This window comes from Streptomyces sp. NPDC059455 (assembly GCF_042750115.1).
GTDB classification, from domain to species: domain Bacteria; phylum Actinomycetota; class Actinomycetes; order Streptomycetales; family Streptomycetaceae; genus Streptomyces; species Streptomyces endocoffeicus.
Window position 1 is genome coordinate 57499 of record NZ_JBHYVB010000003.1, and the last position, 25516, is coordinate 83014.

General features: G+C 67.7%; 23 protein-coding genes and 5 pseudogenes. 14 read left to right on the forward strand and 14 right to left on the reverse strand.

Going from position 1 to position 25516, the window contains the following annotated elements; translation table 11 throughout:
- The first annotated feature begins 144 nt into the window (after positions 1-144).
- Both ACFXB5_RS01900 and queC (ACFXB5_RS01905) read left to right on the forward strand, forming a co-directional pair.
- Positions 145-360 carry a hypothetical protein gene (locus tag ACFXB5_RS01900; RefSeq protein WP_385201447.1) on the forward strand — a complete coding sequence of 72 codons (216 nt, stop codon included), beginning with the start codon at positions 145-147 and terminating at the stop codon, positions 358-360.
- Positions 361-919: 559 nt separating this feature from the next.
- Positions 920-1567: pseudogene (gene queC / locus ACFXB5_RS01905) on the forward strand (7-cyano-7-deazaguanine synthase QueC).
- Positions 1568-1670: 103 nt separating this feature from the next.
- Here queC (ACFXB5_RS01905) and ACFXB5_RS01910 read toward each other — a convergent pair.
- The 7 genes and pseudogenes from ACFXB5_RS01910 to ACFXB5_RS01940 form a co-directional block, all read right to left on the reverse strand.
- The gene (locus ACFXB5_RS01910; protein ID WP_385201449.1) at positions 1671-2834 is read right to left on the reverse strand and encodes a glycosyltransferase family 4 protein; all 1164 of its coding nucleotides are present in this window, start codon (positions 2832-2834) and stop codon (positions 1671-1673) included.
- A 75-nt stretch (positions 2835-2909) separates the two neighbouring features.
- Positions 2910-3515, reverse strand: coding sequence for a GTP cyclohydrolase I (folE, locus tag ACFXB5_RS01915; protein ID WP_385201451.1), 606 nt, complete (start codon positions 3513-3515; stop codon positions 2910-2912).
- A complete protein-coding gene (locus ACFXB5_RS01920; RefSeq protein WP_385201453.1) occupies positions 3512-3934 on the reverse strand; it encodes a hypothetical protein in 423 nt (140 codons plus the stop codon). Before ACFXB5_RS01920 ends, folE begins: the two co-directional genes overlap by 4 nt.
- A gap of 138 nt (positions 3935-4072) precedes the next feature.
- On the reverse strand, positions 4073-4435 hold the full coding sequence (locus tag ACFXB5_RS01925; protein ID WP_385201590.1) for a 6-pyruvoyl tetrahydropterin synthase family protein: 363 nt from the start codon (positions 4433-4435) through the stop codon (positions 4073-4075).
- A 163-nt stretch (positions 4436-4598) separates the two neighbouring features.
- Positions 4599-4835, reverse strand: a complete 237-nt coding sequence (locus tag ACFXB5_RS01930) for a hypothetical protein (RefSeq protein WP_385201455.1) — start codon at positions 4833-4835, stop codon at positions 4599-4601.
- Positions 4836-5152: 317 nt separating this feature from the next.
- A pseudogene (locus ACFXB5_RS01935) lies at positions 5153-6000 on the reverse strand (sensor histidine kinase); the annotation flags it as partial.
- Between the two features lie 958 nt (positions 6001-6958).
- On the reverse strand, positions 6959-7273 hold the full coding sequence (locus ACFXB5_RS01940) for a transposase (RefSeq protein ID WP_385201457.1): 315 nt from the start codon (positions 7271-7273) through the stop codon (positions 6959-6961).
- 336 nt (positions 7274-7609) lie between these two features.
- Between ACFXB5_RS01940 and ACFXB5_RS01945 the strand changes: the two genes are divergently transcribed.
- The 4 genes from ACFXB5_RS01945 to ACFXB5_RS01960 all read left to right on the forward strand — a co-directional run bounded on the left by ACFXB5_RS01945 (position 7610) and on the right by ACFXB5_RS01960 (position 13606).
- Positions 7610-8287, forward strand: a complete 678-nt coding sequence (locus ACFXB5_RS01945; protein ID WP_385201592.1) for a methyltransferase domain-containing protein — start codon at positions 7610-7612, stop codon at positions 8285-8287.
- Positions 8284-11259, forward strand: coding sequence for an AAA family ATPase (locus tag ACFXB5_RS01950; protein WP_385201459.1), 2976 nt, complete (start codon positions 8284-8286; stop codon positions 11257-11259). The genes ACFXB5_RS01945 and ACFXB5_RS01950 overlap by 4 nt, the downstream gene beginning before the upstream one ends.
- Positions 11260-11275: 16 nt before the next feature.
- Positions 11276-11950 (forward strand): 7-cyano-7-deazaguanine synthase QueC, encoded by a 675-nt coding sequence (gene queC, locus ACFXB5_RS01955; protein WP_385201460.1) that lies wholly within the window; start codon positions 11276-11278, stop codon positions 11948-11950.
- 288 nt (positions 11951-12238) lie between these two features.
- Positions 12239-13606 carry a glycosyltransferase family 2 protein gene (locus tag ACFXB5_RS01960; RefSeq protein ID WP_385201462.1) on the forward strand — a complete coding sequence of 456 codons (1368 nt, stop codon included), beginning with the start codon at positions 12239-12241 and terminating at the stop codon, positions 13604-13606.
- Between the two features lie 309 nt (positions 13607-13915).
- Here ACFXB5_RS01960 and ACFXB5_RS01965 read toward each other — a convergent pair whose 3' ends face one another.
- A complete protein-coding gene (locus ACFXB5_RS01965; RefSeq protein ID WP_385201464.1) occupies positions 13916-14320 on the reverse strand; it encodes a transposase in 405 nt (134 codons plus the stop codon).
- Between ACFXB5_RS01965 and ACFXB5_RS01970 the strand changes: the two genes are divergently transcribed.
- Both ACFXB5_RS01970 and ACFXB5_RS01975 read left to right on the forward strand, forming a co-directional pair.
- Positions 14262-15650, forward strand: a complete 1389-nt coding sequence (locus tag ACFXB5_RS01970) for an MFS transporter (RefSeq protein ID WP_385201466.1) — start codon at positions 14262-14264, stop codon at positions 15648-15650. The genes ACFXB5_RS01965 and ACFXB5_RS01970 overlap by 59 nt on opposite strands.
- A gap of 298 nt (positions 15651-15948) precedes the next feature.
- On the forward strand, positions 15949-16899 hold the full coding sequence (locus ACFXB5_RS01975; RefSeq protein ID WP_385201468.1) for a phytanoyl-CoA dioxygenase family protein: 951 nt from the start codon (positions 15949-15951) through the stop codon (positions 16897-16899).
- Positions 16900-17033: 134 nt separating this feature from the next.
- On the opposite strand, the pseudogene ACFXB5_RS01980 reads toward ACFXB5_RS01975, so the two are convergent.
- Together ACFXB5_RS01980 and ACFXB5_RS01985 are read right to left on the reverse strand one after the other, a co-directional pair.
- Positions 17034-17447: pseudogene (locus tag ACFXB5_RS01980) on the reverse strand (SDR family NAD(P)-dependent oxidoreductase); the annotation flags it as partial.
- 136 nt (positions 17448-17583) lie between these two features.
- Positions 17584-17930: pseudogene (locus ACFXB5_RS01985) on the reverse strand (sensor histidine kinase); the annotation flags it as partial.
- A gap of 181 nt (positions 17931-18111) precedes the next feature.
- Between ACFXB5_RS01985 and ACFXB5_RS01990 the strand changes: the two are divergent.
- Positions 18112-18363, forward strand: coding sequence for a hypothetical protein (locus tag ACFXB5_RS01990; RefSeq protein ID WP_385201470.1), 252 nt, complete (start codon positions 18112-18114; stop codon positions 18361-18363).
- A gap of 509 nt (positions 18364-18872) precedes the next feature.
- Complete coding sequence (locus tag ACFXB5_RS01995) at positions 18873-19748, forward strand: alpha/beta fold hydrolase (protein ID WP_385201472.1); 876 nt, start codon at positions 18873-18875, stop codon at positions 19746-19748.
- On the opposite strand, the pseudogene ACFXB5_RS02000 reads toward ACFXB5_RS01995, so the two are convergent.
- A pseudogene (locus ACFXB5_RS02000) lies at positions 19726-20093 on the reverse strand (VOC family protein). The gene ACFXB5_RS01995 and the pseudogene ACFXB5_RS02000 sit on opposite strands and share 23 nt — an antisense overlap.
- A 318-nt stretch (positions 20094-20411) precedes the next feature.
- Between ACFXB5_RS02000 and ACFXB5_RS02005 the strand changes: the two are divergent.
- From ACFXB5_RS02005 to ACFXB5_RS02015, 3 genes are all read left to right on the forward strand, one after another.
- Positions 20412-20774 (forward strand): hypothetical protein, encoded by a 363-nt coding sequence (locus ACFXB5_RS02005; protein WP_385201474.1) that lies wholly within the window; start codon positions 20412-20414, stop codon positions 20772-20774.
- A complete protein-coding gene (locus tag ACFXB5_RS02010; protein WP_385201476.1) occupies positions 20765-21529 on the forward strand; it encodes a hypothetical protein in 765 nt (254 codons plus the stop codon). The genes ACFXB5_RS02005 and ACFXB5_RS02010 overlap by 10 nt, the downstream gene beginning before the upstream one ends.
- A 110-nt stretch (positions 21530-21639) precedes the next feature.
- Entirely contained in the window at positions 21640-21864 is a 225-nt protein-coding gene (locus tag ACFXB5_RS02015; RefSeq protein WP_385201478.1) for a hypothetical protein, read from the forward strand.
- 86 nt (positions 21865-21950) lie between these two features.
- Here the strand turns inward: ACFXB5_RS02015 and ACFXB5_RS02020 are convergent, their stop codons facing one another.
- Positions 21951-23105, reverse strand: a complete 1155-nt coding sequence (locus ACFXB5_RS02020; protein ID WP_385201480.1) for a hypothetical protein — start codon at positions 23103-23105, stop codon at positions 21951-21953.
- Positions 23106-23242: 137 nt separating this feature from the next.
- Here ACFXB5_RS02020 and ACFXB5_RS02025 point away from each other — a divergent pair, with 137 nt between their 5' ends.
- On the forward strand, positions 23243-23686 hold the full coding sequence (locus tag ACFXB5_RS02025; RefSeq protein WP_385201482.1) for a protein-tyrosine phosphatase family protein: 444 nt from the start codon (positions 23243-23245) through the stop codon (positions 23684-23686).
- A gap of 60 nt (positions 23687-23746) precedes the next feature.
- On the opposite strand, the gene ACFXB5_RS02030 is transcribed toward ACFXB5_RS02025, so the two are convergent.
- Together ACFXB5_RS02030 and ACFXB5_RS02035 are read right to left on the reverse strand one after the other, a co-directional pair.
- The gene (locus tag ACFXB5_RS02030) at positions 23747-24568 is read right to left on the reverse strand and encodes a carbohydrate ABC transporter permease (protein WP_385201484.1); all 822 of its coding nucleotides are present in this window, start codon (positions 24566-24568) and stop codon (positions 23747-23749) included.
- A complete protein-coding gene (locus ACFXB5_RS02035) occupies positions 24565-25515 on the reverse strand; it encodes a carbohydrate ABC transporter permease (protein WP_385201485.1) in 951 nt (316 codons plus the stop codon). Before ACFXB5_RS02035 ends, ACFXB5_RS02030 begins: the two co-directional genes overlap by 4 nt.
- Position 25516 lies beyond the last annotated feature (1 nt).

The following is a 25516-nucleotide window of genomic DNA, read 5'->3' on the forward strand; positions in this document are numbered from 1 at the left end:
GATTTGTGGGTCGGACCGAATTACTTGCGGAAACGCTGGTCCCAGCTCAGGACAGCACTCGTAGGGGATGGCTGGTGCTGGCGCTGGACGACGTCGACCAGACGTGCCCGGACTCGATCGTCCGCCTGCGGCGCCTTACTGCCGGTGACGCTCATCGCCTCGACCCGGTGCGGGGAACCGCCCGTCGCGCCGACCGAACTCGCGGATCTGCTGCCCGGCACCCGGACGACCGCGCTCGCACGTGCGGTGGGCGAAGCCATGGCGGTCGCGTCGAACTCCGGCGAAGTCGATCCGGCCCTGGTCGCACATCTCAGCGGGAACCGAATCAGCGACACACTGACCACTCTCGACTGTTGGTGAGGATGCGCCTCGTCGCCGATGGCGACGCCGTGGCACTGCGCCGTCCGCTACTGCGTACAACGCTGTCAGGAACCATGACGCTGATGGGGCGCAATGCCGCTCACCCGGCGGCAGCCACCTACCTGTACCGGCGCCACGACGACGCCCGGCGCGTTGCCAGCCACCTCCTCGCGTCCACCGTTCCGCTGAGCAGCGCCTGGTCCATCGACGCTATGAGGACCGCCGCCCGGTCCACGGGCACCACCGTCCATGACAAGGTGCGCTACCTGGAACGGGCCGCCCGCGCCGCCGTGGACGACGTTGGACTCCTGGGCCGTCCCCGAGCTCGCCGCCGAGCTCGACCCCAGGAAAGGACTCCGCTCGGCGGTGGAGATGCTCGGCCAGCCGTTGCTGTCGAGCCCGGGCCTGGCCGCTCAGAGCATCGAGGACCTCAGAGTTCCCGACGGATCGGACAGCGGATTCCCTTGCCCCGCACAGGTCGCGGTCTCGGCCCTGTGCGGGCATCTGGCCGGCGAGGATCCGCAGGGTGCTCTGCGCAGCGCCCGCGAGGTTCTCGACGATGACACTGCTCGCACATTACGCCGCGCTGCGGTTCCAGCTGGTGGCCGTGACCGTGGACTACGGACAGCGGCACCGCAAGGAGATCGATTCGGCCCGTCGGATCGCGCAGCGCTACGAGGCGGAACACCATGTGGTGGCCCTCGCGGGGTTCTGATCTCTGCTCGGCGGCGTGACGCTCACCGACCACCGGGCCGACGTGCCCGACGGCCACTTCGCCGACGAGTCCATGCGAGCCACGGTCGTCCCGAACCGCAACGCCGTACTGGCCAACATCGCGGTCTCCGTGGCGGTGGCCCGCAGGGCCGACACGGTGGCGCTGGGTATTCACTCCGGCGATCATTTCATCTATCCGGACTGCCGCCCTGCCTTCATCGACACCCTGCGTCACCTGGTGACGGTGGCCAACGAGGGATTCGCCCCACCAGGTGTGGAGGCCCCCTTCAGCACGTGGTCCAAGGCCGACATCGTGCGGCATGGTTCCCGGCTCGGCGCACCACTGGAGCTGAGCTGGTCCTGCTACAAGGGCGCCGACATCCACTGCGGAACGTGCGGGACCTGTTACGAACGGCGCGAGGCCTTCCACGAGGCGGTTCTCGTCGATCCCACCGAGTATCTGGACAGCGTCACCCGGTTCGCCGCGCCGTGACCGAACCGCCCGCGACGCGGCTCTCGGGGTAACTCGAGCGCCGCTCCGCAGGGCGGTTGCGGTCACGCCTCGTGCATGCGCGATGTGACCGGTGGCAGACTGATCACGGTGCCATCATGCGCAGGAACTCACCGGCCACCACGGCCGGTGAGTACGGGACGGTCCGCAGCGGGGCCTCACGCGCCGCCGCGTGGTACGCCTCGACGTCATCGAGCAGGTCCGTCGTAGCCTGCCAGAGCGCGTCCATGCGCTCAGCCACCTCCGCGATGCGCACCGACGGACCGGTCAACGCCGGTACGCCATCGGCTTCGTGGCCGCCGCCCAGGCCGACCGTCCGTCCACCGGCGCCGATGAGCGCAGGCAGATGGCCCAAACCGAACCCGACGACAGGGGTGCCCACCGACAGCGCCTCTGCCGCCACATTGCCAAAGCTCTCCGGGCCGGTGGACGGCACGACGGCGACGGCCGCCCCGGCGAAGAACGCCTGCACCTCGTCCCAGGCGAGGGGCGAGAGGATCTCGACATCCGGGAGCTTGTCGGCGAGTTCCCGGCACTCCTGCAGGACTTGGTCCTGCAAACCAGGCCACAGCTCGAATCCAGCCCTGGCCAGCACGATCTGGACGGTCCGGCCCGGATGCTCCGGCAAGGCCCGCAGCAGGTCGGCGACACCCTTCTGGGGATCGGCTCGGGCCACGACACGGACCGGCGCCGTGCGCCGGAGCCGTTCGCGGACATCCGGTCCTGGCGGATCGCACTGGCAGAGCAGCGCGTTGGGCAGTGCGTGCCAACGGCTTGAGTCGAGACCGGCCCGGGCAGCCTCGTCGATCATGAAGGGGCTCACGGTGACAACCGCGTCCGGCTCGTGCGCGAGGCTCTCCCGCATCGCCTCGTCGGCTCGCGGGAAGTGCACCATCAGAGCCGTCCGGGTACCGGGCGGCGCGGGGTTGAGGAAGCCCAGGCCCGACACCGCGTCACCCCAGCACACGATGTCGATCTCGTGCTCGCGCAGAAGGCGCCGCACTTCCTCCCCGATGTTGACCGTATCGGCTAATATGCCTGGTATCTCCTCATAGGGAATCGTGCGCGGGAAGGCCAGCGAGGTGAGGGGCAACAGGTCCGGGTCATGGTCCCGGCCCCGCGAGCCCGCGGTGATGATCACAGCGCGGTGCCCGAGTTCGCGCAACCCCGCGGCGAGGGAGGCCAGCGCGCGCTCGATCCCGGCCGGCTCATCCGGGCGGTAGGTCAGCATGACGAGTGCGATGTTCATCGGTTGCTCCAGACGAACGGGGGGCAGGGGCGCAGCCGGGGGCGGGCGACGGTGCGGCGGCTGTACGACGTCGGCTCAGTGCCGGGGAAAGGTAATGGCCACCAGCTCCTCGCGAGCGGGCCCGTGGCTCTGAAATATCCCCTTGAACACCGAGCAGGTCATCAGCGCGGGGGTGCGAACGCCCCGCATGCTCATGCACAGATGCTCGCCCCGGCCGATCACGCCAACGTCCTCGGAACCGGTGGCTTCCGCGATCTCGTCGGCGATGTTCTGCACGAGCCGCTCCTGCACCTGCAGGCGATGAGCATGCCGATGCGAGATCCGCGCGAACTTGGAGAGACCGAGCACCTGCCCCTGCGGCTTGTAGGCGACGGTCAGATTGCAGGAGAACGGGAGCAGATGATGCTCGCACAGCGACCACACATTGATGTCGGACACCATCACGATCTGCCCCTCGGTGTACAGGGGGAAGTGCGTTCCCACCTCGCCGGGGTCGTACGAGGTGAACTCCCGCCACCACCGGGCGAACCTGGCCGGTGTCTCCTTCAGGCCGCTGCGATCGGGGTCCTCCCCGATCTCGGTGAGCAACTGCCGCGCCAGGTCCTCCAACGGGTCCCCCTTCTCCAATGGGTCCCCCTTCTCCTCACGCGTCTGGAACTGCTCGTTGTCGATGACGGTCATACGCCCCTCCGGTCACCCCATGCGGCGATGTGCAGCCGGGTCGTCAGATTCCAGCCCCGAGCGATCACCTCATCGCTGATGGCCCTGAGATTTCTGTCCAGATCCCGCTGGTCGCGACCCTCCGGCGTGATCCAGACCGGTATAGGGCCGAACCGTTGGACGAGGCGGTTGACCTCGTCCAGATCGGCCGACGAGCAGCAGACGAACTTGAACGCCGTGCCGGGCATTGCCGCGAGTGCCATGAGTGCCATGAGTGCCGCTGGAACGATTCTTCTCGATTCCGGATCGCCGGAGCGGCTCAGTTTCGGCGAAACATTGCACACGGCCAACTCCGTGATCTCCGGAACGGGAACGGCGGTGCCGTTTGTCTCGATCTCGATCCGGCAGCCGGACTCGCGCAACGAGCGCAGCAGCGGCATCAGTCCGCTCTGCTGGCTGAGCGGTTCTCCATTCCTCACGTGGGTTGTACGGCACCCCGGTGTCGCTGAGACCGGTCCAATCCCACGTGTACAGGGTGTCGCACCATCTGCATGAGAGGTCGCAGCCGACACTCTCGATCACTTCCGGTACTCCGCCCACGTCTTCGGGGTCTCCGAGACCCGGACCGCGTGTAATTCGGGATAACGGGGGCTCCAGCGTTCGAAGATCCATCGGGAGATGTTCTCCGCCGACGGATTAATGTCGACGACGTCGTTGAGATGCCGATGGTCCAGTTCGCTGTCCAACCACTGCGAGAATTCGGCCAGGTCACCATAGTCGCGAACAAATCCAACGCCGTTCAGGCCGTTGCTTCCGGCGACGAGTTCGAGCGTTACCACGTAATTGTGCCCATGCAGACGAGCGCATGGATGGCCGGCGTCAAGCCCGTCGAGCCGATGGCTCGCCGAGAAGTGGAACTCCTTGCTGATGCAAAAGTACATGTATATGACCTCCTCGTTCTCATCGTTGCAACCATGGACCCGTCGCACATCACGGTCGCCGCCGAGACGTGCCCGGGGTTCGTCCGAAGTACCGCGCCGCGAGCGCCTGCCGTGGCCGGTGTTCTCGTATGTCACGCTTCACGTCTCACACGTCTCACACGTCTCACACGTCTCGCGATCGTCGCGGCGCCGGGTGGGCGACGTGGGCCTGATCGAGCACACTTGCCAACTCGGCGGCCGTCGTGTGCCACAGCCGGCCCAGAGGATCGTCGCCGTAGTCCACCAGCCATGGCTTACGGTTGGTCAGGTCGTGGACAATCCACGGTTCGTTCTCCAGATCGCGCTGAACCCGACCTGGGGGTACGTCAGGATCCAAGGCGAGCTGCGGCGGCTCGGTCATCGGGTTGCCGCCGCCACGATCCGGTGCGTTCTGCGTCGCTGCGGTCTGCCGCCCGCACCGCAGCGGGCAAGCCAGCAGACAGCACTACAACGCGGGACGGGCCCACCGCGGCCTCGGCCTACAAGCACCCGACGACGACCTGAGCGTCATCCCCCTACCCGCTGCCACGGTCAGGCGCCGCCAGATACTTGGCGGACTGCTCGACGAGTACCACACCACGTCACCCCGGCGCCCTCATCATTCGCAGGAAACGCCCGGCTCAGCAGCCTGATCGGAGACACCCTTCAGGGGTTCGGCAAGGGAAGTCGCGCGGCCCTGGTGACTGGGGAGTTGCGGACGCTGACGTCGAGGTTGTCGCCTGCTGTTCCTTCGAGGGTGATGTGTACATGTGCGCTTGGGGCGTGTTTGGCGGCGTTGGTCAGTCCTTCCTGGACGATCCGGTAGCAGGTGCGTCCGACGACGTCGGACGGTGTTCCCGTCACGGTGGTGGTGAGTGTGACGTCCAGTCCGGACGTGTGCGCGTCGGCCACCAGGTCGGGGGCCCGCATGGCGACCAGGGAGATCCGGTGCGCGAGCACATCGTGCATCTCGCGGGCGATCCGGTTGCGCTCCAGCGCCCGTGCCTGCGCCGCCCGTGCGCTCTGTTCCCGCTCCGCGCTCTCCGCCCGGTCCCGGAAGGACCGCACTTCGACACGGCGCGCGCCGATGGCCATGCCCACGGCCACCGTGACGCCCGTGGTCAGTGCCGGGAACGCGAGCTGGTACCACATCAAGCCGGGCGTGCTCTGGACCGGGTAGAACCCGTCGGCGAACTGAAACGCGGTCACCAAGGCCAGCTCGAGACCTCGATCTCCACCGGACGGCGGCGAGTGGAGATCGAGGCCAGCCCCAGAAACGCGGCGCCGGTGGCGAGTGCCGACGCGGTCGAGGCGATCGCGACCGTCATGGCGACAGCGAGCGGGAACCGCCGCCGCCACACAAGCGCCGTCAGACAGCCGAGAGCCACCAGCGGATCACCGATGAAGAACCACGAGCCGGGTCCGGTCGCCTCCGTCCGCAGCACCACACCGGTGGAGAGCCAGAGCGGTATGCCCACCGCCGTGGCCGCCCCCAGCCGCCATGTCTGCTGCCACCACCCGAGCCGTGGCATGACGTCCGTGTTCACCTGGTCAGGGATGATGCGCTCTAGACCTGAGTCGCATCACCGCCTCGTCTTTGGTCGAAGGTGATGCGAGCCGCCGGGCCGATGTGCCTGCCGTGCCGCACGGACAGACTCCTTCACGTGCCGAGACGACCGAAAGCCAGCCGGAGGAACGCGACGCGCAAGGGTGGCTATGTGGCCCTTGAGGCGGTCGGGATGGTGATCACAGTCCTGGCCGCCCAAGCGGTGATCCGCGCTTTGCTCAACCCGGACTCCGAGCCGCTGTGGGGCATCCTCAACGGGGTCCCCGGCGGGCTCACCGGCCAGATGGTCCTCCTCGGATTCATCGCGCTCGTCGCCAGGTGTCCGGTGGCTGGACACACATGCGCAAGGAACCGACCAGCAAGCAGCGGTAGCCCCGGGAGAAGCAGCGGCCGAGGAACGACCTGACACCCATCCGGACGACAGACCCGCACCTACGGCATGTGCGCCGACCGCCCCGGGGAGAGCACCCGCCGTCCACGTGCTCAGCCACCTGGCCGCCCCCCGACCTCCGCAACCCCGCCCAGATCGACGTGCTGGTCCGCAGGAACGTCCGGCGGCGGGGCTATCCGGGTCCGGCCGTTCCGGCGCCCCCGTGTGCCCCTCAGGAGAACATCAGATGCGTAGAAAAACCTTGCCCCTCACTCTCGCCGCGCCCCCGGTAACGGCGACCGCGGTGGCGCTGACCGTGATTCCGGAAGTGTCGGTGGCGACGCCGGACATCGTGCGGTGGGGCCCGTGCTCGGAGAAGGCCGACTCACCCCGTAAGGCCGACTCGCTCGTTAACCTCCCCGTTTCAGTCGGCTCGGCTGAGCCGAACTCGTCCCCACCGGCCGTGGCTGTCGGCTGTTTCTCGCCTGTGGGCATGGCTGTGGCCCGACGCTCGCTCGGGTGCTCCAGAGTTCCTCAGGTAGTGGGCGGACAGAGACGAAGCCACTGGTCAGGTGACCGGTCTCGGCAGGGTCGCGAGGCTGGCGAAAGCTTTCGCCAGCTCGTGCCGCCATGGCCAGGTGGCGGCGATCTTCAGGTGGAGGCGGCGGCCCCCGCGGGTGAGGCGGGCGGCCGTGTGCAGCAGCCGGTAGCGGAGCTTCTTGGGTTCGGCATCGGCAAGTTCGCCGTGCAGGAGCAGGATGCCATCCCCCGCGAGCAGGTCGATCGCGGTCAGGACAGCTCCAGCCAGGCCGCGTTGATCTGGAAGTGGCGGGAGGGGAAGCGTCCGAGTCGACAGCGAGCGGGAGCCGGTGCGGGTCGTCATCGTCGACGACTAGCTCAGTCGCTTGAATGCGACCGGACAAGCAGCTCCGGCGGACCGGATCACCTGGAACGAGAAGCGAATCGGACCCGATCAGCTGAGACCGAGCCCAGGTCTGCTGCCTGGCTGGCCACACCCAGGCAGCACGCGTCCTGGTTGATGGCCGCTGACCTGCCCAGACTCGGTGGAGCGGGACGACGAAGCCCGCGGCGAGCGGCGCAGCGCGTACAGCCGCATGATCTGGTTTGTGTAGATGAGAGCGCGCGGTCTCCTCTCCATTCTCTGACCAGCAATGTCCCATCGGAAATTTCAGGATCCGCTCTGGGAGGCCTTGTGACCATGTTTGAGACGCCGCTTTCGGCCCTCGATTTCCTGGACAAGACCGAGATTCGGCGTCTTTTCGGTCCGGAGGACCGGATGCCGGCGGATTACCGCGGGCCCCATAGCCTGAGCCATCGCGGCTGGCGGACCAGGTCGGAGACCATTCGTGCGCTGCCCGGCCACGCCGAGGCGCCGCCGTTCCCAGACCGTAGCTTCGACGCGGTCATGGCCGCCTGGGTGTTGCCTTACGTCGACGATGTGGTGCGGGCTGTACGGGAGATGATCCGGGTCTGCGACGAGACCGACGCGGCCGCCCGGATCGTGCTCATCGGCGGTGGCCGGGACAATGAGTTAGTCAGTCTGATCAATCAAGTCTGTGTGCCTCTGGCCGGTGAGCCGCACGATCACCAGGGGTTCCTGCTCGCGACTGCCGCGCGGGTTCTCGCCGAAGCCGGATTTTCCCGGCTGGCGGTGTGGCGGACCGAAGCCGCTCTGCATTTCCCGGAATCTGTGCTGGAGGAACGGGTCGTGGCAGCCGCAGGGGTGCTCGTCGATTTCTGGTATGAGGGCCATGCGCGCGCCGCGGACATGAAAGAGGCCCTGCGACCGGTGCTGTACCGCCATTTCGAACAGCGGCCGCACGCCATCGGTGATCAGGGCGTCGTACTCATAGCCCGTCCGGCGGCGCGCTCGTGACCCAGCACAGGAGCTTCGTAGGCCGCTGGGACGCGCGGCGTGCGCTGGCCAAGGCCGGCCAGGACAGTATGTCCGAGGGCCTGGTCCGGTACGTGGTGTCCGGCGAGGCGGGTATCGGCCGTACGGCGCTACTCGATCAGTTTGTCCATGACGTCGAGCTCCAGGGGGGTCTGGGCATCCGGTTGGCGTGGGGTCGGGCCGATCACGATGACGCCACGAAGGTGGCCGGCGACCTGGCGCAGGCTCTGGCCGCGCGGCTCCCGGGCGAGGGCGCGCACCGCGAGGTGCTGCTGCGTGCCGGGGCAACCGCCGATATCGGGTGGGAAAGTGCGCTGGTCGGGGCGGTCCGATCGGCGATCGACGTACTTACCGACGAAGCGCTTGTGGTGCTGACGGTGGACGACGTACATCGCGCTTCCTCGGCCTCGCTGGAATTCCTCCAGCGTGTGACCCAGGTGTGCGCCTACCGGCCGGTTGTACTGGTTCTGTCGGTCCGGCTGGGCGAGCCGGCGCGGGCCCCGTTGGAACTGGCCCGGCTGCTGCTCGGTGGACGGGAAAGCGTCCTGTCCGGTCTGACCGAACAGCAGGCCACCACCATGCTGAGGGACCGGCTCGGGCGCCGCCTCGACAGCGCTCTGGCCACCGCCTGCCACCGTGTCACCGTGGGCAATCCATTCCTGCTCGATGCGCTGAGCACGTGGCTGATGGCGGCGGACGCGCACTGGGAACCGGCGGCGGTGCACGAGGCCGTGCTCCCCGGCATCGTCGAGTACCTGCTGGGGCCGGCACTCTGCACCGATCTGCACGTCATGCGGCTGGCCGAGACGATCGCGGTGGCGGGACGCTTCGGCAGCGTGGACACCGCCATGGCCGCGCACCTGTCGGGGCTGGGGTTGATCGACGCCCTCAAGGCACTTGACCTGCTGGTGCGGATGCGTCTGGTGGCCGACAGCGACGCTGTGGAACTGCGTCATCCACTGCTGCGAGTCGCACTGACCGGCGGTATGACGCTGATGGCCCGCAATGCGGTTCATCTGACCACGGCTGCCTACCTGCACGAACACGGTGCCCCGGCCGACATGGTCGCGGCCCACCTGAGTGCTTCGACCGTACCGCAGGAGGGCGCCTGGCCCGCCGGTGTGATGTTACGGGCGGCGGATATCGCCCGGGGCAAGGGTCACCATGACACCGCGCGTCGATACCTCAAGCTCGTGGTGGACAGCGCGTCCGGGCACGAGCAGAGCGAGGCCATGCTCGAACTCGTCGGCCTGCGGGTCGAAACCGATGCGGTGTCCGGGCTCGAAGCAGTGGTGGAGATGCTGCCGAGGGCGCGTGACGAGTTCGTGCTGCGTCGGCTGGTCAGCCACATCGGACGAGCCCTGGCCGACTCGGCCGAGGAGAACCAGCCGATTCTGGACGCGACCGGGGCGGCCCTCGCCGGAACCTCGCTGCGCGGCTGGGACCGGGCCTACCAGACACTGAGCCGGGTGGCCGACGAGCCGCCATCGGCGGCCGCGAAGATCACCAGCACGTTGGCCCAACGTCCGCAGACTCATGGAGGTGCGTTGACGGCGGCCGCGACCGGCCTGGCCGCCTTGTACCGCCATGTGATCAACGACGACCCGCGGGCGGCCCTGCGGTTTGCCCGAGCCGCGCTGGAGCGCGAGATCGACGAACTCGACACCCAACCGTTGGCGCTGCTCGCGGCCCTCACCGTGCTGGTGGAGAGCGGCTACCCGGCCGAGGCCGCGACCCACCTGCGCAGACTCGACGATGAAACCTACGGGCCCCGCTACACGCGGCGACCGGATGTGCTGTTCGTGCGGGCCCAGATCGCGTTCGCGGAAGGGAATCTCACCGCGGCCGAGAACGATCTGAACAGCGCCCTGACCGCGCTGCCGCCAACCTCGGGCCGGCCCGGGCCACTGCGCACGCGGATGGTCGGGCTGCTGGCCCTGGTCCTGCTCGGTGGGGGCCGTACCGGTGACGCCGAGGCGCTGTTGCGGCGGTATGACGGTCCGGAACGCCGCCCGGACTCGTGGTGGGCCAGGAACCTGGTGTTCGCGTCGGCCTTTCTGCGCGCCGGGGACGGTGATCTCCACCGGGCCGCGGTGGACCTGACGGAGTTGTGTGAGCGCGCCACCGAGATGGGATGCGGACTGGTGGGCTCCGCTCCCTGGCGGATCTACGGTGTCGGGCTGTTGGCCCAGGTCGGCCTTACCGGGTGGGCGCGGCAGGTCGCCGACTCCCAGGTCCGGTTCGCCGAGCACACCGGGTCCCCGCTGGAGCAGGGCCGTGGTCTGCGCGCGCTGGCCCAGGCCGCCACCGACGGCACGAAGGAGGAGTTGCTCCGGGAGGCCATAGCCGTGCTGGAGCCGACCCGGGGTCAGCTCGATCTGGCCTACGCGGCCGGCGATCTGGGCCGCGTGCTGGCCCAACAGAAGCGTCGGGACGAGGCGGTCACCGAGCTGACCAGGGCGGCGCGGTTGGCCGACCAGTGCGGGGCGACCGCGCTGAGCGTCCGTATCCGCCAGCAGGTCCTGGCGTTGCACGAGCATCCCTCACTGCGCGGGGTCCTGTCGCTCACCGCACGGGAGCGGGAGATCCTGATCGACGCGGTCCGCGGCATGACGAACCGCCAGATCTCGGAGTTACGGGAGATCACCGTCCGCACCGTCGAACTCCACCTGTCCAGCGCCTATCGCAAGCTGGGTATCTCCGGGCGGGATGACTTTCCTGAGGCGTTCCGCAACCGTGCGCTGTGGACACTGATCACCGACGGTCAGCCCGTTGTCCGGCGGTCGAAGTCGGTGAGTTCCCGCGCCGAAGCCGGAACTTCGGCCGTCGGCAGGGAACCTCTCGGTCACGGCCGTGATCCGCGGCCGAGCTGGCGCAGTGATACTCGACTCACCGAACTTTCCGATCCCAGGCAATCGGAGGACAGCAATGCCGGACGACCCTTCCCTGTCTGATCCCTTCACTGCCGTCGTGGTGCTTTCCGGCGGGATGGACTCGACCACGCTGATGGCGCACTACGCCGCACTGCGGTTCCGGCTCATCGCGGTCACCATCGACTACGGGCAACGGCATCACCGGGAGATCGACTCCGCGCGGGCCGTCGCGGCCCACTTCGGCGCCGACCATCGAGTCGTGGACCTGAGCGGATTCGGCGCGCTGCTGTCCGGTTCCGCGCTCACCGACGACACCGTCGAGGTACCGAGCGGACATTACGCCGAGCAGTCGATGCGGACGACCGTCGTGCCCAACCGGAACGCGGTCCTGGTCAACGTCGCGGTCGCGGTGGGAGTCGCGGTGCGCGCCGGCACTGTCGCACTGGGGGTGCAAGCGGGCGATCACTTCGTCTACCCCGACTGCCGACCGGCGTTCCTCACCACGCTGCGAGAACTCGTCGCCGTAGCGAACGAGGGCTTTCCGACACCCCAGGTCGAAGCCCCGTTCATGACCTGGTCCAAGGCACAGATCGCGGAGCACGGCACCCGGCTGGGCGCACCGCTGGCGCAGAGCTGGTCGTGCTATCGCGGTGGTGACACCCACTGCGGCACGTGTGGCACCTGCTACGAACGCCGGGAGGCCTTCCAGGAGGCCGGAGTGGTCGACCCGACCGAATACCTGGACTCCGTGACCACGTTCGCCTCTCCGTGACGCGTCCGCTTTGGAGCAGGAACGCATGGGCCGGCACAGGTATGCCCCGGGAGAGGGATCGGAAGCAGTGGGGCGCGCCCTACCCGACGCGTCGGCCACGTCGGCCGCTGCCGGTCCGACTTCTTCCGGCGGATTCACCCCGGGCCCATCGTCAACTGTCCATCGTCATCCGCTCCTCAGAGACGGCGAACCGCTTTCGCGACGCCGGCACCCTCAGCACACCATGGTGCTGACCGACACAGCCGAACCGATTGACCCTACACGATTCCTTGGGATTTGAGGCCGATAATGGATTTTCCAGAGATCGCAGTCGTCATTCTGGCGCATAATCGACAGGCGCATCTCGATATGGTTCTTGCGCGATTGCAAGAGCAGGACGTTCCCTTGAAGACGTTCCGGGTCATTCTTGTCGACAACGGTAGCTCGCCCTCGCTGGAACCGATGGTCCAGTCCTACAGCTCAAAACTGCCACTCACGTATGTGCGATTGGCAGACGATCTTTCCAGGGCGGCGGCTCGAAACCGAGGACTCGCAGAAGTCGTCGAACCCAACGTTCTGTTTCTGGACGGTGATACGCTGGCCGACTTCGATCTGATCAGGCAGCACCTGGAGACGCTCAAAGACAATCAGGTCGTGGTAAGCCTTGGCGCCCGCAGGGACCCGAGGCGGAGGTCACTGTTCGATCAGGCGCCGATCGAGCACGGTGATTACAGGTCGTTTGCGGCACTACAGGTGGAGGTGTCGGAAGATGGACGCATTCCCATTATCACCCTGCCGGCAATTCAAGCGAATTTTGATCAAATCGGCTATCGCTTCTTCATCACGCATAATGTCGCGATGCGGACCGCTGTCGCTACTGCGGTCGGTGGCTTCAATGAAAAGCTCACCGGGTGGGGGTTGGAAGATCTCGAATTTGGTTTTCGCGTACAGGAGCACCTCCGAGATGGCGAAGTGATGCGGTGGTCACCACAGGCCGGATCAATGCATGTCCCTCACCTTCGGGACTTCGGGCGCAACCTGGATGAAATTAGGTCCAACCAGACTCTCCTATTGGATACTTACAAATCATTCCATTGGGAAGGCCATTGGATTGCGCCGCCGAGCGTGGAGTGTCTCCGCATCCTTATACTTGGGCGGATTGCCGAAAGGCTCCGAGGGCGCACTTTGGTGAGAAGCCAGGATCTCATAGAGATCGAGAGGTGGGTTGAACGGGACCGGTCCAGGAATTCGTGGTTGCTCAGCACCGGGCGCATAGAGGGTTGGGATACCGTGCCAACGGGTTACCGCTCCGTCCTCGGCGACTGGCGCGATCCAGCGGTGCCGAGCTTCTGTGGGACAGACCTTCCTTCGGATGACTCTTCGGTGGCCAATGTCATTAACCTTGACATCTGGCGTGTGCTGCCATGGCTCCATGTCTCCGAGCTCCTGTCCGAGGCACTCCGTGTCGGCGAGACCGCCTGTTTCGTGGCCACGGCTCAGCACGACGCGGAATTTGCGGACTTGGAGGCCGACAAATCGTCGGATGTTCAGAATTCGTGCTTCGTTCGGGATGCGGAGTGGCTTGCCGACGAGATCGGCGAGCTCGGCTACACCCAGGAAACCCTACGTACACCGTCGGCGATCGCTGTTCGAGTGACAAAGGCACGGTCACTTTGATCGCTGGTCGACTTCCCGCAAGCAACCTGGCCGTTGTCCGATGACCGCGGCGGTTCGAGGGCACCGAGTCCTGCGCTGATGAGACGTGTCCTGATCCCGGCGCGAGTCATCTTTCCTGAACGCTCGGCGTCGGCGTCGCCATTGAGGTGAGTTCATACAGGTTTACGGTTCCGCGGGTACTGGTAGGCAGAACGAGCTGCCAGGAGCCGCCGGATTTCTTTGACGGGCACAGGGGCGTCGGACTGCTTCTGCCCACTTGCCGTCCTGGCGCCGGCGTCCTGGACGGCGCGAAGGCATGTGCGCGCATGGTCAGCGCGATGTGCCAGTACCGGCTTGGATATCGGCAGACTTCCTCACCTGCATCACGCCCGGCTGGGCGGATTTCCGAAGGCTGTCCGTGATATTCTTCGCCTTGTGAACCCGGCACCGTTGATGCCGAGCGATTGGGAATACTTCGGCCGACGCCTTCCGCAGCCCCATCGCGCAGTTTCCGACGACCCGCTCCGGGTCGCGCATGCCGTGCCTGTGGCAGTCGCACAGCAGGTCGACCCGATGTTCGGTGGACTCGCGCAAACGGGGCTTTAATCGCTCCTGCGTTTTGGCCCTGCCAGCCCACCCTCTACGATGGCAACCGCAGCCGCCGCACGAACCACATATGTCACAACGTGTTCGTGGTGGAGCGGGCCGCTTTATCGCCAACAGGTGGTCACTCACTGCCCTGACCAGCAAAGGTCACCTGATCGCGGCTGCCGTACTAGCTGAGTGGGAGAAATATCTAATGGGTCAAAAGAGATCGTTCATGGCCTGGTCGGTCTTACGAGAGAGAGCGTTCCGTCGGCTTTTCATCGCGGAGACCACCTCCTTACTCGGTGATGGCATGACCGCAGTCGCTCTGTCTTTCGCGGTGCTGGACCTGACCGGGTCGGTCGGCGACTTAGGGTTCGTCATGGCTTCAGGAGCCATCCCCATGGCCGCGACCCTGCTCATCGGTGGAGTGCTGGCGGACCGGTTCTCGCGTCGCCGAATCATGGTGACAGCCGATCTCGTCCGTCTGTCGTGTCAGGGCATCGTGGCAGCACTGCTCCTCAGCGGCCACGCCCAGATATGGCAACTCGCCGCTTTTCAGGCAGTGGGGGGTGTGGCGAGTGCCGCCTTCGGCCCGGCCTGTGCCGGACTCGTTCCTTCACTGGTATCCGGCGAACACCTGCAACGTGCCAACGCATTGCGTGGAATGGCGTTGTCGGGTGGCAATATCGCAGGTCCGGCATTGGCAGGTCTCATCGTCTCCTTCGCCGGACCGGGGTGGGCGATCGCCGCTGATGCGGCGACCTTCGGCGTCAGTGCGTTGATGCTCTCGCGGATACCCATCGCGACACAACTGCGTACTGCCGGAGGATCGTTCACGCACGACCTCCTCGAGGGTTGGAGCGAATTCCGCAGTAGGACCTGGTTGTGGATGAGCGTTACCACCTCCTCGCTCAGCAACCTCCTGCTTGCCGCGGTGTTGGTGCTCGGACCGTTCCTCGCGGAGCAGCATTTGGGCGGCCCGGCAGCCTGGGCCTCGATGAGCGCCTTTCTTGGCGTAGGGCTGATCGTCGGCGGGATGGTCGCCATGCACCTCCGCTCCGAAAGACAGCTCCGCACGGGAGTCGCGGCTCTGGTGATGGGCACGTTACCGACGTTCGGCCTGGCGCTTAAGCTTTCACTTTTCGTGATGTGTTCTCTAGAGTTCATCGCCGGTGTCGGTCTTGCCATCTTCGGTGCCATGTGGGCCACGACGATGCAAAGGAACATCCCCGAGGACAAACTGTCCCGGGTGAGCGCGTACGCCAACTTCGGGCAGTGGGCCTGTCAGCCCATCGGACAGGCGCTGGTCGGTCCCGTGGTCGCGGCGATCGGTGTGTACTCGACCCTGTGGGTGGCCGCGGCTGTTCAACTTCTGTCCGCGCTGGTCGCGCTCAGCACGCCGGCCATCTGGAGACTGCGGACAAGTGGAGAGGTAGTCAAGTCGGAAGCCGATGCCAAGGTACTCACTGCCGCCTGAGCCGGGAGTTCCGTTGCCGTGGCGCAGACGTGCCGGTGCTTGAAGCACGCCCTCACCATCCCGCGGCACTGGGCGCGGCAGGTGGCCGCGACGGCGCCCCATCGAACTGTCGCTGGACCGGTTTCGGTGGGAACGACGCCATCGGATCGACCATCGTCGTCCTCGTCTGAACGTGCGGGGGCTGCCTCGCTCTAACGCGCTACGGGGCAGAGCAGCGACAACGCGGTTTCCCGGACGCATACTTCGGCATGCGATGGCGACAGTTTCGGATCCGACCGTGATGTGCCGTAGCGCTGCCGTGACCAGACTGAAGGAACGGGCCCCGGTGTCCCCACCTTCCCGCCCGACGGGCGGGTACGCCACGGCCACCGCCGCGAACGACGAGGACTTGGTCCTGCTCGTCGCGGTGTCACCAACGACAGCATCGAAGTCCTTGCGGACAACGACCAAGGAGGGCTGCGCCATTATCATCACGGACGAAATGAAAGCTTTCTTCCTGACAAATGGGTATCTGACTATCCCGAACGTTCTCAGTCCTGCCCAGGTCGCCCGAGGCCGTCGTGCCATCGCGGCGATGGCGGAGAGCGAAGGATTTACTCTGCAGAAGGGCGATGTCGAGGCCCTGAGGGAAGGCCGCGGCGGGTACTACATTTGGCACCAGCTGTTCAGGAAGGAGCCGCCCACTCTCCTTGATCTCTACAAGGAAGCGGGTATCGGAGAGCTCGCCGACCAACTGCTCAGGGCGGATGCTCCGAGTACTCAACCACGTGTCGCGCAAGTGGTCCTGACCATACCGCCGTACACGAGTTCCGGTCCGCAGGAGGTTCCGCATTTTGACGGGCCCATGCTCATTCCGGGTACCTGGGAACCCAGTTCGTTCTCCCTGCTGGCAGGCATATGGCTGACATCTCACGAGGTTCCCGGTAACGGGAACCTGCGGGTTTGGCCGGGAACGCACCTCCGATTCGGGGAATACTTGTCAGAGCGCGGCGCCGACGCCATTGGGGACACTCATGAGATGCACGAAGGACCGTATCCGAAGATCGAAATGGGCGACCGGGTGACAGTTACCGGAACCGCTGGGTCCGTATATTTCGCGCATTACCTGCTCGCTCACTCGGCCGGCGACTTCACAGGATCGGGAGGAAGCCGTCGGGAGACCGTGTACTACCGGTTGAATGCGGCAGATCACCACACCAATTGGCGCCAGTCCGTAACTGACCCCTTGTTTGAATTCGATCAGGTTTGACATCACCGAGCCTGGAGATGTTCATGGCCGTTCTCGGTCTGATCGAACGATCCGAGGTGCGGTACCGTCATGATGCGGCCGTGTGTCCGTGTCGACGGCATGGTCGATGCCATCGGCTGCGCTCTGAGCGCCGCCGACGCGTTGCGGCTCGCACGCAGGAGCGGCAACGCCGCCTTCATGCCGAGCCATGTGCCTTTCTGGTTCACGTCGATGACGCGGTCCCAACCCTCTTCCCGCGTGTCCTCGATACCTGGCCAGTCCAGGATGCCGGCGAGGTTCACGAGCACGTCCAGCGTTCCGAACCGGTCGCGTACGACGGTGATCACTTCGTCCTACTCCCGCGCGGAGGAGACATCGAGGCGGGCAGCGACGACCTCCGCACCGCGTGCCTCGATCCGGTGGGACAGGTCCCGCAGGGGGCCTTCGGCGACATCGGTGATCACTAGCCGGGCGCCTTCGTGGGCGAAGAGTTCGACGATCGCTGTGCCGAGGCCGCCGGTCCCGCCCGTGATCAGCGTGACTTTGCCGTCAAGTCGTTGTCCTGCCACGGATATGGTCCTTGATTCTCGTTGATGCTGACTGGCTGACTGCTGTGTCGGGACTTCTTGGTCCGCCAACGGCGGATTCGCCCCCGGTGACCAGGGCGGTGGCCGCCGGTCACCGTGTACCGGCGGGTGTACGCGCTGCCAGGACGACCGCCCCGATCTCCACCGGGCGGCGGCGCGTGGAGATCGAGGTCAGCGCCAGGAGCGCCGTGCCGGTGGCCAGCGTCGATGCCGTCGAGGCGATCGCGACCGTCATGGCGACGGCGAGCGGGAACCGCCGCCGCCACAGCAGCAGCGTCAGGCAGCCGAGCGCCACCAGCGGATCGCCGGTGGCGAACCAGGGCCCATCTCCGCCGCCTGCCCGTCCGGCAGCAGCATGCCGGTGGAGAGCCACACCGGGACGCCCGCCGCCGCGGCTGCTCCCAACCGCCAGGTCTGCTGCCACCCGCCGAGCCGGGGCACCTTGTCCGTGTTCACGGCCGACATTCTCCCGAGGCCGTATGGGCCCGCGCAGCGGACCCGGGTCCACCCCGCCCCCGACCTCGGTCGTACCACCCTCTCGACCGCGGTCGAGGACGGTTCGAGACGCCGGTGCGATGTGTCCGCGGCGCCCGTTGAACAGACTCGTTCACGTACCGAATCGACCGGACGCGGAACGGAGTACGTGATGGGCAGAGGCGGCTACCTGGCCCTGGAGGCCTTCGGGATGGTGCTCGCGGCCCTGGCCACCCCCACGGCGATCCACGGGGTGCTGGACCGGGAGTCCGAGCAGTGGTGGGGGCTCCTCGACCAGGTGCCCGGCGGCCTCGCCGGGCGGACGGTGCTGCTCGGGCTGGTCGCGGTCCTCGGCATCGCGTACGGCGGCTGGGCCCACCTCCGGCTCCAGCCCGGCACCGGGCGGGACGCACCGAGCGCCTGACCCCGTGGCCCGCACCACGTACCTGGCACGTGGCATCTGACAGCCGGCATTCGGCCGGCATCCGACAGACACCTGACACGTGACACCTGAGGAGGCCTCACATGCATCGGAAGAAGGCCCTGTCCCTCGTCATCGTCACCTCCGCGGTGGCGGCGACCGCCCTCGTAGGGTGTCTGGGCCGTCGATCTCGGACACCGCCGAGGCGACGGCCGGCACCCTGCGGTGGGGCTCGTGCAAGGACTCGGAGAAGAAGTCCGGGGACACCGGGGAGTCGAAGACGCCGAAGAAGTCCGGTAAGGACCCCGCCTCCCGGCTGGAGTGCGCGACGCTCGAAGTCCCCCTGGACTACCAGGACCCGGACGGCCGCAAGATCGACGTCGCCGCCTCCCGGCTGACGAGCGAGAACCCCTCGAAGCGCCGCGGCGCGCTGCTGGTGAACCCGGGCGGCCCGGGAATGGGGGGGCCTCGGCTACCCGGCCGCGCTCGCCGCCGCGGGGCTGCCGCAGGACGTGCAGGACTCGTACGACCTGATCGGCTTCGACCCGCGCGGCGTCGGCCGCAGTACGCCGGTGACCTGCGACCTCACGCCCGACCAGCTGAAGCACCGGCCGGTGTACGCGAAGACCGCGGCCGATGTCACGAAGGAGGCGGACCACGCGCGGGACATCGCCCGGCAGTGCGCCGGCTCGAAGACGTCGTGGATGCTGCCGCACGTCAGCACCGCGAACACCGCCCGCGACATGGACCGGATCAGGGCCGCCCTCGACGAGTCGAAGATCTCGTACTTCGGCGGCTCCTACGGCACCTCCCTCGGTTCGATCTTCACGTCGCTCTTCCCGGGGAAGAGCGACCGGATCGTGCTGGACAGCAACCTCGGTCCGAAGGGGTACGACATCACCGCCGCGCGGCTGTTCGGCCGAGGCATGGAGGACCGGTTCCCGGACTTCGCGAAGTACGCCGCCGCGCACCCCGGGTACGGCCTGGGCGGCACGCAGGAGCAAGTGAAGCGGAAGTTCTACGAGTTGGCGGAGCGGTTGGACAAGAAGCCGGCTCAGGGATACGACGGGGCGCGCTTCCGCGCGGACACGTTCGACATGCTGTACCTCGACTCCAACATGCCCCTGGTGGCCAAGACCTGGCAGGCCCTCGACACGGGCCGGCCGCTGAGCCCGCCGGCGCCGGACCCGGAGAACGCCACGGCCTCCCGTTACCACGTGACCTGCAACGACAGCCGCTGGCCGAGGTCGATCGGGGCCTACCAGGGGAGAAGCTGTCGAGCGCGAGCGCGATCCGCGTCGTGGCGGTTGGAGACCGATCTGCGCACGCCGCCAGGTCACCACCGACCGGCTGCCTTCGATCGCCTCAGTGCTGACGGGTGTCGATGACGCAGAAGCGGTTACCTTCGGGATCGGCGAGCACGACGAAGTCGGCATCGTCCGGATAAAGATCCCAGTCGACCCGCTGGGCCCCAGGGACACCAGCCGCTCGACTTCGGCTGTCTGGTCGGCCGCGTCCCCGGCATACAGGTCCAGATGGATCCGCGGATGCTCCTGGACCGGTGTCTCGCTAAGACCGAGTGCCAGCTGTACCCCGGCCCCTTCCGCCGGCACCAGCACCACCCAGTCGTCTTCCGGCTCCTCGCGCGGGACGTATCCCAGGGCCTCCATCCAGAATGCGGCCGCACGCGGCACATCCGAGACACCCAGTACAACGGAACCAACTCTCAGCATGCGCCGATTCTGGCGGACAGCACCGAATACACGACACCGACCACGCCCCCAACAATGGGGCGAACGTTGCCTGATACGGCACCAGTTATCGGGGTCACCCGGCTCGGGCGATGTGGATTCCGGGGGCAGGCTCCCTTTACTGGCCGGCGCGGCTCAGCAGCCGCCCCGCTCTATGACGGAGTTACGCATCCGGCTCTGTCCGACATGCGGCGCGGCGTGGAGCCCGCTCATGTGATGGGTGGCAACTCTCTGTGATCGCCGTGGCGCCGCAGGGCGACCCTGCGGCGCTGAGGAGGTACGACCCTGATGAGGCTTGGTTTGGCTTCGCGCCTCGCGGCGGTGGCCGCGGCGACAGCGATCATGACGGTGGGTCAGACGGCATCCGCCGTGTCGGCAGCCGGGGACACGAGACCGTTCCTCGAGCCGCCGCACACCGTCTCGACCGTCGCGTCGACGGTTCCGGCCAACGGCGACGTGAACCCCTACGGCACCGCCCTGGTCAAGAAGGGCATCGGTGACCTGCGGCGCGGCAACGTACTGGTCAGCAATTTCAACGATGCCGCGAACGAGCAGGGCACGGGGACCACTCTCGTCCAGATCAGTCCCAAGGGCACGAACAGGCTGTTCGCCCAGATCGACCCGCGGAACCTGCCGGGACCGTGCCCGGGGGCGTGGGCCTGACCACCGCACTGTCCATCCTGCCGGGCGGCTGGGTGGTGGTAGGCAGTCTGCCCACCGCCGACGGCACATCCGACACGGCGCAGGCCGGGTGCCTACTCGTGCTGGACAGTCACGGAAAGGTCCGCAGGACCTTCAGCGGCCAGGGGATCAACGGTCCCTGGGACATGACCGCGAAAAGCCGAGGCGATGAAACCGATCTGTTCGTCACCAACGTGCTCAACGGCACGGTCGCCGGCGGCGGCGACATCGTGCGGCGGGGCACCGTACTGCGCATCACCCTGCGCACCCACGACGACCGGCCGCCGACCTGGATCACCACGACCGAGATCGGTTCGGGCTTCGCGCAGAAGACCGACCCGGCGGCTCTCGTGATCGGACCTACGGGTGTCGGCCTGCGGGACGGGACGCTCTACGTGGCGGACACCGTCGACAACCGCATCACCGCGATCCCCAACGCGCTGACCCGGCGCACCAGCGCCGGCACCGGCCGTGAGATCACCACCGACCAGCACCTCAACGGCCCGCTCGGGATGGACATCACCCCGAAGGGCGACATCCTCACTGTCAACGGCGGCGACGGCGATATCGTGGAGACGACCCCACGCGGCGACCAGGTGGCCGTGCGCACGCTCGACACCAGCGGCACTCCGCCGGGAGCGGGCGCACTGTTCGGCCTCGCCATCGCCACAAACCCCGACCGGGTCTACTTCGTCGACGACGCGACCAACACGCTGAACCTGCTGAGCCGACCCTGATCCCCCTGCGCGGGGCCGATTTCGGCCCCGCGCAGGCCCAGGCACTCCGTTGTCCCAGCCGGGCCGGGGCCGACGGCTACGGGTCCGTCCTGGCCTCCTACACTCACGGCATGAACGACTACACGTGCACCCACTGCGGCACCGTCGGTCTGGCGGAAGGTTTCATCGAGGACGCCGGCGAGCACTCGCGCGGGTACGCGCGCTGGATCGAGGGCGTGATGGAGCGGGGATTGTTCGGGGGTGCCAAGCGGATAGGCCGGACCCGGCGGCAGATAGTGGCGTACCGCTGCCCCAAGTGCGGGCACCTCGAGCTGTTCGTCGCCGACGAGGAGTAGTCGGTTCTCGTTGTCCCGGACGCCCGTGTGCGCGCCCGTGTGCGCGGTCGCCCGTGTGCGCGGTCGCGCGTCGCGCGACAGGGTCCTTATCCGCGCTGCTCGTGGCGGTGCCACTCGCGTCCACCGTCGCGAGAGATCCATAGCCCTTCGCCCTTCACCAGGTCGTACGTCGCCGTCGTCGCGTCCGCGATGCCGTAGAGCGTCGTGCCGTCGACGGTCAACGACGTGAATGCCGCCGGCGTCTTCAATGCGTGGAACGCGTCGTTGGCGCGGTCGTCGGCGAGCCCGTAGCGGCCGCCTTCCTCGCCGACGAGCAGCCGACCGTCCGCGAGCGACTCCAGGACCAGCGACTCCGGGCCGCGCTTCAGCTCCCTCCAGGGAATCCCCCCGGCGAGGACCGTCCGCCAGTGTTCGCCGCCGTCTGTCGTCAGCAACAGGCCGCGCACGCGCTCGCCCCGGACGAGGGACAGCGCCGCGGTGCCACCCCGCGCGGCGAGGACGCCCCCCGCGTACGGCTTCGGGACGGCTCTGGAGCCAAGGGTGTGACCGTCGCGCTGCCATACGACGCGGTTGGGGGCTTCGGTGAGGGGCTGGTCCAGGCTCCAGGCGGTGCCCCGTTCGTCGACGGCGAAGCGGATGGCGTAGTCCGGCGCTCCGGCCGGGGGCGCCACGGTGCGGGTGGCGGGGCGGTAGATGAGGGTCGGCTCCAGTTCGGCGAGCAGGACATCGCCGGGGCGGGTGCGCGACGGGGTCTCGGTGATGACGGCCTTGTGCCGCTTGCCGTGTACGTCGAGGGCGTACGCTCCCTCCGCTCCCTCGCCCGGCGGCACCCGTACGAAGCCCCCGCGCACCCCCTTGAACGCGGGCGGCGCGTCCTCCGCGTCCGCGTGTTCCGCGTGCTCGGCGACCGTATGACCGCCGGGGCCGACGATGCGCCAGGCGGTGGCGGCCGGCCCCTCGTCGTCCTCGACGTTGCTCGCCAGGTACGTCAGGAGCAGCGAGCCGTCGTTCGCGCGGGCCACGCCGGTGGGTGCCCCGGCCGCCTCGATGACATCGGCGGGGCGCGGGTGAGGGTCTTCGATGACGCGTCTGTACTTCGCCTCGCGGTCCCCGGAGTCCCCGCTGCCGGAGCCACCCGGGTCGCAGGCGGTCAGCGCCAGCGCCGCACTCGCCGCGGCCGTGAGCCCGACCGTCCGCCGCCCGCTTTTCCCAAGCCACCCGCTTTTCCCCAGCCACGCCATCGCCACATCCTCACACGACTCAAGCCCTTTGCGGAAAGTGCGAAGCGTGGCCAGAGTGAGCGTATGTGTAAGGACAGTAAGGACACTGACGCCGTGTCGGCAGTGGCCGGGCGCTTCGGATCGGGGGCGGGGCGCCGATGAGTGACGCACCGCTGGCGGGTGCCCTGCGGCTGCCGGACGGCTCATGGGTTCGGGGGCGCGGTCTGCGGCATCCGCGGCCGGAGGGGCCGCTGCCCGGGTTCGGGCTGTATCTGGGGTCCACCCGGTTGCGCGAGCGGCATGACGGAGAGCTGGGGTGGGAGCGCGCATGGGTCGAGTGGCCCGACTTTCTGCTGCCCCGTGACCGCGACCTGGCCGTACGGCAGATTCGCGCGCTGCACCAGCGGGCGCGGGCGGGCACGCCCGTCGAGGTCGCCTGCGGGGGCGGCGTCGGCCGGACCGGGACCGTCATCGCCTGCCTGGCCGTCCTGGCGGGGGTGGCCCCCGCCGACGCCGTCACCTGGGCGCGCACCCACCATCACCCCCGGGCCGTCGAGACGCCTTGGCAGCGGCGTTGGGTGGCCCGGTTTCCGGCCGGCTGACGGCAGAGGTGGCGTCCAAGGCCCGGCCCGCCTCTCGGCCGCCGGGCCTTGGGCGTTCGTTCAGCCCTTCACCGCGCCGGAGAGCATGCCGGAGATGAAGTGCCGCTGCAGGAAGACATACGAGGCGACGACCGGCAGGGCGACGATGATGGACGCGGCCGCCAGCACGGAGTACTGGGTGGTGTGCTCGCTCTGGAAGAAGGCCAGGCCGAGCGGCGCGGTGCGCTTGCTCTCGTCGGTGATCATGACCAGTGGGAGCAGGAACTCGTTCCAGGTCCACATGAACACCAGCATCGCCATCGTCAGCAGCGCCGGACGGCTGGTGGGCACCAGGATCCGCCACAGCAGCCGCCAGTCGGACGCCCCGTCCAGGCGCGCCGCCTCGATGACGCTGACCGGCACCGAGCGGAAGAAGTTGCGCATCCAGAAGACGCCGAAGGCGAGGGACTGGGCGGTCTGCGGGAGGATCAGCGACCAGTAGGAGTCGGTGAGTCCGGTGTCGCGCAGGTTGAAGTAGAGCGGGATGACGAAGGCCTCGGGCGGCACCATCAGCCCGATGAGGGTGATGTAGAAGAGGGCCGACCGGCCGGGGTAGTCGAAGTGCGCGAAGGAGAAGCCCGCCAGGATCGCCAGGACGGCCGTCAGGACCACCACCGAGACCGCGACCAGCAGGCTGGAGGTCAGATAGGTGGCGAAGTGGCCCTGGCGCCAGGCGGTGCCGAAGTTGCCCAGGTCCAGGTGGCGAGGCCAGGTGAAGGAGGGCCCGGACTCCGCGGCGGGGGTCAGCGCGGACGACACCACGCCGATCAGTGGCAGCAGGGCCAGCGCGGCGAAGAGGGTGAGGATGGTGTAGTTGAGCACGCGTTCGCGGCCGGAGATCACGTCTGGTCCTCCTGTGGCTGGACCTTGGTGATCAGGAAGGTGAGAAGGAGGATCACCGCGGTCAGGGTGACGGCGATGGCGCAGGCCGAGCCGACCTGGCCGGTGCCGAAGGCCCGGTTGTAGACCTCGTAGGCGGGCAGGCTGGTGGCGTTGCCCGGACCGCCGTGGGTGGCGACGTACACCAGGTCGAAGGTGCGCAGGGCGGCGATCACGGTGAGGGTGAGCGCGACGGTGATCTGCCCGCGCAGTCCGGGCAGGGTGACGGCGAAGAACTCCCGCACCGGGCCTGCCCCGTCCAGCTTCGCCGCCTCGTACAGCTCCGCCGGGATCTGCCCGATGCCGGCGATGAACAGCACCAGGCACAGGCCGATCTCCAGCCAGGTGCCGATGAGTCCGACGGCGGGCAGGGCGGTGGAGAAGTCGCCGAGCCAGGGGCGGGCGACCGACTCCAGCCCGATGGCGCGCAGCGCGGTGTTGAGCACGCCGTCGGGAGCGTAGATCGCCGTCCAGGCGGTGGCGGTCACGACCATGGCGACCACCTGCGGCAGGAAGATCATCGCGCGGAAGACGGAGACGCCGCGGAGCCGGCCGGCCCGCGTGGTGACCGCGGCGAGCATCAGGGCGAGCGCGATCGGGATGACGGAGAAGAACAGGATCAGGATGAAGGAGTGGAGGAAGCCCGCGCGCAGCCGCGGGTCGCGGGCGATCTCGGTGTAGTTGTCGAACCCCGCCCATGTGGAGACGGAGATTCCGTCCCAGTGGAAGAGGGAGATCTGCACCAGCTGGCCGAGCGGGATCAGCAGGAAGACCGTGAGGACGATCAGGGCGGGAAGGGCGTAGAGGTAGCCCTTCCACTGGACGACGCGGCCGCGGCGCCGGACCGGCTCCCGGGTGGGGGCGCCGGCCGGGCGCTTGCGTGCCGTCGGGCGGTGTGCGGTGGCGGCCATG